Annotated in this window: 7 protein-coding genes; 2 read left to right on the forward strand and 5 right to left on the reverse strand. The window is 63.9% G+C overall.

The features are described from left to right. Nucleotides 1–5 precede the first annotated feature (5 nt). Nucleotides 6–1,016 (reverse strand): type I glyceraldehyde-3-phosphate dehydrogenase, encoded by a 1,011-nt coding sequence (gap, locus tag EPD66_RS16930; RefSeq protein ID WP_142849684.1) that lies wholly within the window; start codon nt 1,014–1,016, stop codon nt 6–8. Nucleotides 1,017–1,339: 323 nt separating this feature from the next. Between gap and EPD66_RS16935 the strand changes: the two genes are divergently transcribed. Then, complete coding sequence (locus EPD66_RS16935) at nt 1,340–2,236, forward strand: polyphosphate kinase 2 family protein (protein WP_142849685.1); 897 nt, start codon at nt 1,340–1,342, stop codon at nt 2,234–2,236. A gap of 111 nt (nt 2,237–2,347) precedes the next feature. Continuing rightward, nucleotides 2,348–4,030, forward strand: coding sequence for an FAD-dependent oxidoreductase (locus tag EPD66_RS16940; protein ID WP_142849686.1), 1,683 nt, complete (start codon nt 2,348–2,350; stop codon nt 4,028–4,030). 595 nt (nt 4,031–4,625) lie between these two features. Here the strand turns inward: EPD66_RS16940 and EPD66_RS16945 are convergent. From EPD66_RS16945 to EPD66_RS16960, 4 genes are all read right to left on the reverse strand, one after another. Next, the gene (locus tag EPD66_RS16945) at nt 4,626–5,348 is read right to left on the reverse strand and encodes a hypothetical protein (RefSeq protein WP_142849687.1); all 723 of its coding nucleotides are present in this window, start codon (nt 5,346–5,348) and stop codon (nt 4,626–4,628) included. Nucleotides 5,349–5,489: 141 nt separating this feature from the next. Next, the gene (locus tag EPD66_RS16950) at nt 5,490–5,711 is read right to left on the reverse strand and encodes a hypothetical protein (RefSeq protein ID WP_142849688.1); all 222 of its coding nucleotides are present in this window, start codon (nt 5,709–5,711) and stop codon (nt 5,490–5,492) included. Nucleotides 5,712–5,975: 264 nt separating this feature from the next. Then, on the reverse strand, nt 5,976–6,662 hold the full coding sequence (mtgA, locus tag EPD66_RS16955) for a monofunctional biosynthetic peptidoglycan transglycosylase (RefSeq protein WP_255448548.1): 687 nt from the start codon (nt 6,660–6,662) through the stop codon (nt 5,976–5,978). An 18-nt stretch (nt 6,663–6,680) separates the two neighbouring features. Continuing rightward, complete coding sequence (locus EPD66_RS16960) at nt 6,681–7,034, reverse strand: cyclic nucleotide-binding domain-containing protein (protein ID WP_142849689.1); 354 nt, start codon at nt 7,032–7,034, stop codon at nt 6,681–6,683. Nucleotides 7,035–7,353: the final 319 nt, after the last annotated feature.

A 7,353-nucleotide genomic window follows, 5' to 3' on the forward strand; every position in this document is an offset into this window, starting at 1 on the left:
ACCGCTTAGCCCAGGAACTTGGACATGGCGAGGGCGGTGTCGGACATGCGCGACGAGAAGCCCCACTCGTTGTCGTACCAGGACAGGACGCGGACGAAGGTGCCGTCGATGACCTGGGTCTGGGTCATGTCGAAGCTGGAGCTGGCCGGGCAATGGTTGAAGTCGACCGAAACCAGCTTGTCCTTGACCACGTCCAGAACGCCCTTCAGGCGGCCCTGGGCGGCTTCCTTCATGGCGTTGTTGATTTCCTCGGCGGTGGTCTCACGCTCGGCCACGAAGGTCAGGTCGATCATCGACACGTTCGGGGTCGGCACGCGCACGGCGGTGCCGTCCAGCTTGCCGGCCAGTTCCGGCAGCACCAGGCCGACAGCCTTGGCCGCACCGGTCGAGGTCGGGATCATGCTGACGGCGGCGGCGCGGGCGCGGCGCAGGTCCTTGTGCAGGGTATCGACGGTGTTCTGGTCGCCGGTATAGGCATGGACGGTGGTCATGAAGCCATGCTTGATGCCCACGGTCTTATGCAGCACGTCGGCCACCGGCGCCAGGCAGTTGGTGGTGCAGGAAGCGTTCGAGACGATCTTGTGCTCGGCGGTCAGCTTGTCGTGGTTGACGCCATAGACCACGGTCAGGTCGGCATTCTCGCCGGGAGCCGAGATCAGCACGCGCTTGGCGCCGGCTTCCAGATGCAGGGCGGCCTTTTCGCGGGCGGTGAAGATGCCGGTGCATTCGAAGGCGATATCGACGCCCAGATCCTTCCACGGCAGCTTGGTCGGGTCGCGTTCGGCGGTCACCTTCATGGCGCCGAAGCCCACATCCATGCTGTCGCCAGTGACGGTCACTTCGCCGGGGAAGCGGCCATGCACCGAGTCGTAGCGGAACATGTGGGCATTGGCTTCGGGCGAGCCCAGATCGTTGATGGCCACGACCTGGATGTCGTTGCGCTTCGATTCGGCGATGGCACGCAGCACCAGGCGGCCAATTCGGCCGAAACCGTTGATGGCGACGCGAACAGTCATGGTCTCCTCCACTCCAAGGATCAAATTTGGTCAAGCAGATCCGGGCGCGTTACGGGAGGGCGCCAACCGGCGGGCGAACAGGGACCCGGCCTGCGAACCGGGAACATTTGGCACAGACGACGCCCTAAATCCAGGGGGAAAAGACGGAAAAATCCGCTGTTTAGCAGATATTGGCGACGCCCTTGCCAAGTGTCCCGGGAGTTGGGGCAGGCTCCGGCATAAGGCAATCCCCCCGAAGGAGGGCTGAGCCGCAGTTGTCGCGGCACCACCTTTGATTTAGGCTTGGACCTTCGATCTATCTGCAAGTCATGGGGGATGATCCAATGGCGGGGAAAAAGGACAAGGAAAAGCAACTGCGCCTGCGCGAACTGGACATGGCCGCCCAGATCGGCGAGCGCAAGGACTACGAGGCCCAACTGGCCGAGCTGCAATTGCTGATGCTGCGGGTACAGCAGGCCTATTACCACGAGAACCGCCGCGCCATCATGGTCTTCGAGGGCTGGGACGCCTCGGGCAAGGGCGGCACCATCCGCCGCCTGACCGAAAGGCTGGACCCGCGCGGCTGCAAGGTCTGGCCCATCGCCGCCCCCAAGCCCGAGGAACAGGGGCGCCACTATCTGTGGCGTTTCTGGCAGCGCCTGCCCGAAGCCGGCACCATCGCCATCTTCGACCGCTCGTGGTACGGCCGCGTGCTGGTCGAGCGGGTGGAAGGCTTCGCCAAGCCCGAGGAATGGCAGCGGGCCTATGAGGAGATCAACCAGTTCGAAAAGATGCTGGCCGATGACGGGGTGCGCATCGTCAAGCTATTCCTGCACATCACGCCCGACGAACAGCTCCGGCGCTTCTCCGAACGCCTGAGCAATCCCTACAAACGCTGGAAGATCACGGAAGAGGATATCCGCAACCGGGGACGCTGGAAGGAATACGAGCAGGCAACCGACGAGATGTTCGCCCGCACCTCGACGCCGGCCGGCCGCTGGCATGCCATCCCCGCCAACCAGAAATGGCATGCGCGCGTCCGCGCCCTGGAAATCGCCACCGAAACCCTGGCCCAGGGCGTCAACCTGCTGCCCCCGCCGCTCGATCCCTCCGTCCAGCGCGCCGCCGCCGAGCGGCTGGGCCTGAACATCATCCAGGACATCAAGGTGATGCGGGACGGCGAAGCCGCCGCCGAGGCCGAGAAAAAGAAGAAGAAAAAGAAGAAGAAGGACGCCGCCTGAACCTGAAGCGGCGGACCGCACCTCCCCCGATAGCACGGCTTGCGCCTGAAAAGGCGCAAGCGCATATGCCTCCTCGCGCGATACCACCCCACACGGCGAGAGGAGGCGGCGATGCAGAAGCAACGCGTACTGATCCTGGGAGCCGGTTTCGGCGGCATGTTCACGGCCCGCCATCTTGCCCGCCACAGCGATCTGTTCGACGTCGAAATCATCGACGAGGAAAACTACTTCGTCTTTCAGCCGCTTCTGCCGGAAGTCGTGGCCGGGACCATCGAGGCCTCGGATGCCGTTGCCCCTTTGCGCCGTTTGCTGCCCAATTCCATCAAGGTGCGCGAGGCCCAGGTGGTGGGCATCGACCTGGAACGGCGCGAGATCGAGGTCGTCCAGGGGATGGGGCGCAAGCTGCGCAAGATCGGCTATGACCAGCTGGTCATAGCCATGGGCAGCCGGGTCGACCTGTCGCGCTTTCCCGGCCTGGCCGACCACGCCTTCACCATGAAGGACCTCAGCGACGCCTTCGCCCTGCGCAACCACCTGGTCGACTGCCTGGAACAGGCCGACATCACCGAGGAGCCGGAGCTCAAGCGCCGCCTGCTGACCTTCGCGGTGATCGGCGGCGGCCTGTCCGGTGTCGAGGTGCTGGGCGAGATGGAGCATATGCTGAGCAGCGCCTTGCGCTTCTATCCGCATATCCGGCGCGAGGAATTGCGTTTCGCCCTGATCGAATACGCCCCCACCATCCTGGCCGAAATGCCCGAGAACCTGTCGGCCTATGCCTTGCGGCGGCTGCAGAAGCGCGGCGTGGAGATCTATACCGGCCAGGGCGTCAAGTCGGCCTCCAGCGACACGGTCGAACTGAGCGATGGGCGGCTGATCCACGGCATGACGATCATCGCCACCATCGGCAACAGCCCGCCGCCCCTGCTGGCCGAACTGCCCATCGCCAAGCAGCGCGGCCGCATCGCCACCGATCATTGCCTGCGCGTGCCCGGCCAGGACGGGGTCTGGGCCCTTGGCGATGCGGCGGCGGTTCCCGCCGAACCGCCCCCGGCCGATTCCCGGCCCCATCGCCGCGCCGATGATCCGAAAGTCGAGGTGCCGCCGCCCACCGCCGCCCCGCCCACCGCCCAGGCGGCCCGCCAGCAGGCCAAGGTGCTTGCCGCCAATCTGGTGGCCCAGGCGCGGGGCGAGCCGATGACCCCCTTCCATTACCGCTCGAAGGGACAGCTGGCCTCGCTGGGCGGACAGCGCGGAATCGCCAATATCCTGGGCGTCAACATTTCCGGCTTTCCCGCCTTCTTCCTCTGGCGCCTGCTCTATCTCGGCATGCTGCCCGGCGCGGCGACCAAGACCCGGGTCGCCGTGGACTGGCTGCTGGGCCTGTTCCTGCGCCGCAATCTGGTGAAGGTGGTCCAGCGGATGGAGCCCGCGATCTTCCAGTCCCACTATCGCGAGGGCGATGTCGTCTTCCGCGAGGGCGATGCCTGCGGCCCCTTCTTCATCGTCATGGCGGGCCGGTTCGAGCGCAAGTCGCGGGGGGCGGACACGATCGAGATCATCGAACGCGGCGGTGTCTTCGGCGAGAGCGCGCTGAAAGGCGAGAAGACCCGCCAAAGCACCGTCACCGCCCTGGAGAACGGCTGCTGCCTCGTCATCAAGCGCGACGATTTCGCCTTGTTGTCCAAGGGCTGGCAGGTCCTGGCCCCAAGGATGGAAGCGGAATGGCGGCGGACGGCCGAGGCCGAAGAACTGACGCAGCGAGAGAGTGTCCCGGCACAACAAAACCGAAGGTAATAGAGGCACTCCCCAGGCCGAGTTAGGACCATCGGGCAGTCAAAAACGCCGGAATTACCCCACCTGACCTGTTCCAATCCTCGGCGCCTCAGGCCATACTCCGCTCAAGACCAAGACGGTTCCAACCGCGAAAAACAAACGGAGAGGAGAGACGCAGGGCATAAGCCGGGCGTGGTCCAAAAACCAAGAATCATGACCTCAGCCCCCCCTCCAAAGGCATCTTGAAATTGGGATCGGCCCCTCCCCCGGGCCGTGGCCATCGCCCCCACGGTGGCCTTAATAGAGGCAGCCTGACCCCCCAAATCCCCCTTGGGCTGCCTCGACCCCAAAAAAGGCCGCCACGGTTCCCGTGGCGGCCTTTCTTCTTTCCAGAAGCATGCACGCGGACGATCCGCATCATGCTCCAGCCCTCGCCGGGCCCGCCCCATGCTTCGAGACGCCGCTCTGCGGCTCCTCAGCATGAGGCTAATTAACCAAATATCTCAATATGTTAACCTCATGCTGAGGAGGCCCGTAGGGCCGTCTCGAAGCATGGCCGCTTCTCAGACTATGTGCCTTGGCGGTTCCTCATTCTCACCACCAAGGCACCAGGAAATCAGCTCGTCTTGTATTCGCAGCGGTCGCCGGTGACTTCCATGAACCCCGGAGAGGATCCCGGCGCGACGGTGAAGCGATATTCATGCCCCCGAAGGACCATGGCATGCTGCAAGGGAAGCTTGCCCTTCACTTCCTGGGGCTGGCCGCCCAGCGGCGTGAAGGTGACGGTCACCGGCTCGTTGGGATCGTAGCGTTCTTCCCGGCCGCCATTGGCGGCGACGCCGCTGCCGGTGACGGTGATCAGGCTGTGGAAACGTACCCAGGTGTTCGGGCCGTCGTAATTCTCGGTCTTGGCGATGAAGCGGCGCGCTTCGACCTCGCTGCAGCTACGTGGATTGCGAGCCTGGGAAATGGCGAAGCTGATGCGGTCGGCGCTCAGGCCCTCGGCCATCTTGCCCTGGACGCTGGCGATGATCTCCCGCATCTCGGGGCTGGGCGCCACCTGCTCGTACAGCGTCTTGAATTCGGCGGCCTCGGTCCGCGCCCCTTCGAGACGGTCCTGAAGCTCGGCGATCTGTTCGCGCTGCTCGCCATCGGCCACGCTCAGCCGCTGGATTTCACCCTGCAGGCTGACGATTTCCTCGCGCGACAATTCCTGCCCCACTTGATAGGAGTAATAGGCCGTGACACCGATCACGGCGGCAAAAAAACCTATCTTCGTGGTGGCGATCCACAATTGCTTGCGGCGTTCGCCTTGGCGGCGGCGGCGAGACATGCTCATGTCGAACTCCCGGCTGAATTCGGCGAAGGTGGTACGCCCGTAATATGGCTAGAAAAAGGCATACCTAGACCGGGATAGGCAAACAAAATGCCGGGGCCGCCCCTGATGCGGCACCCGGCACTCCGAAAGATGGACGGGCCTTCAGGCCTCGCTGGACGGGGCGGGAGTCGGCAGCAATTTGTAGAGCTTGCTGTCCCGCAACGCGGAGACCGAAATCATTTTGATGTTGGAGGGATCCCCCACCCGCGCCAACCGGGCATGACGGATGCCTTCGCGGTCGTCGGTGAGACCGATCACCTCCCAGACCGAATCCGCATCCATCTTGCGATAATGCTGTCCCTGCTGAATATCCCGCCGAGCCATGCGACCCGTTCCTCCATAGAAAAGCTCATCCGCCGGGCAAAGCCGTGCCGGTCATCGGGCACGGCTCCGACCTCCGCCCAGGCCGGACTCGGGCTGGACGGGGAGCTTGATATGGGCAAAGTCGCGTTCCCGCGCAATACGAATCCGCTTCCTGCGCGACCAACCTTTCCGAAAGTCGTGGCTGTGGCGCATCTTTCGCCCTGATGCCGCTCGCCCAGCCCCGGCAGGGGCGCGTCACGCGGGCTCCGGGAAGGATGAACAGCCCTAGCCCGGGCAGGGACCGTCCGCCCCCAGCCGCACATGGGCCAGGCGGGCCTGGATGGTGGCGGCGCGGCGGGAGACATGGTTGGACGGCCGGGACGGCGACCAGCTGCGCGGAGCCGGCAGGACGGCAGCCAGCAGGGCGGCCTCGCGCGTCGTCAGGTTCTGGGCGGATTTCCCGAAATGGGTGCGGGCGGCGGCCTCGGCGCCATAGATCCCAGGTCCCCATTCGGCGATGTTGAGATAGATTTCCAGGATGCGCTGCTTGGGCAGGACGGTCTCCAGCAGGACCGTCAGCCAGGCCTCGACCCCCTTGCGGAGCATGGTACGGTCGGGCCACAGGAACAGGTTCTTCGAGGTCTGCATGGAAATGGTGCTGGCACCCAGCACCCGCCCGCCTTCGCGCCATTGCGCCACCGCATGTTCGATGGCCCCCCAATCGAAGCCGCGATGGGTGCAGAAGCGGCTGTCTTCCGAAGCGATCACCGCCCGTTGCAGGTTCGAGGAGATGGAGGAAAGCGGCACCCAATCCTTCTCCAGCCCTTCGCCCTGGGCGAGGCGGATCAGCATCAGCGGCGTGCCCGGCGGCGGCACGAAGCGATAGGCCAGCATCAGGAGCAGCGGCAATACCACCAGCAGAATGGCCAAGGCCGCCGCCATTCCCAGAACCAGCTTGCGCAGCAGCCTCACCCCCTGCCCCTTCTCTCGCTATTTCGACAGGTTGCGGATATTGCGCACGAAGATGTTCAAAAGCCCACGCACGAACGGGTCCGCACTCTGGAGTTTCTCGTTGAAGGTCATCCGGTTGATGACGACGCAGGTCGTGGTGCCCAGCACCGTGGCGGTGGCCATGCGCGGCTGGTCGTCGATCAAAGCCATCTCACCGAACAACTCCCCTTTGCCGAGATTGCCCAGGATGACGGGTCCGCGCACGGTATTCTTGGAAATCTGCACCTCTCCGTCCTGGATCAAATAAGCGCGGTCCCCTTCATCCCCTTCCTTGAAGACCACTTGCCCCGCATAGAAGACCTTGCGATCCAGCACTTTGGCATTGCGGCTCATTCGGCTCCCCCCCTTCCCGAGCAAATAACCTAAGGAACTTTATCGGCTTTTCCACTTCGCTTCAAACGCCGACCACTCCACTCCTGAAGGACGAAGAAGCCTTTCGGAACGCCATAAAGAGAGGCTGGACGGGCGCATGCGCCGCGTGTATTCTCCCTTTCCCTCCCCAAGGCCCCTTGGCGGAATTGGTAGACGCACGCGACTCAAAATCGCTTCCAACCCCGTCCCATTTCTGCAACGGTCCCTGAAATGCTGAGAAACCCTGGGCTTTCTGCCTGGGGTTTTTGTTTTTTCTAACCGTCCCACTTCTGCAACCGAT

Origin of the sequence: Telmatospirillum sp. J64-1 (assembly GCF_006980715.1) — a bacterium.
Lineage (GTDB): Bacteria > Pseudomonadota > Alphaproteobacteria > Rhodospirillales > Magnetospirillaceae > Oleiliquidispirillum > Oleiliquidispirillum nitrogeniifigens.

Coding starts and splice junctions, on each gene's coding strand:
- EPD66_RS16950 (WP_142849688.1), bottom strand. CDS start 5,711: ATGGCTCGGCGGGATATTCAGCAGGGACAGCATTATCGCAAGATGGAT.
- EPD66_RS16960 (WP_142849689.1), bottom strand. CDS start 7,034: ATGAGCCGCAATGCCAAAGTGCTGGATCGCAAGGTCTTCTATGCGGGG.
- EPD66_RS16935 (WP_142849685.1), top strand. CDS start 1,340: ATGGCGGGGAAAAAGGACAAGGAAAAGCAACTGCGCCTGCGCGAACTG.
- EPD66_RS16940 (WP_142849686.1), top strand. CDS start 2,348: ATGCAGAAGCAACGCGTACTGATCCTGGGAGCCGGTTTCGGCGGCATG.
- gap (WP_142849684.1), bottom strand. CDS start 1,016: ATGACTGTTCGCGTCGCCATCAACGGTTTCGGCCGAATTGGCCGCCTG.
- EPD66_RS16945 (WP_142849687.1), bottom strand. CDS start 5,348: ATGAGCATGTCTCGCCGCCGCCGCCAAGGCGAACGCCGCAAGCAATTG.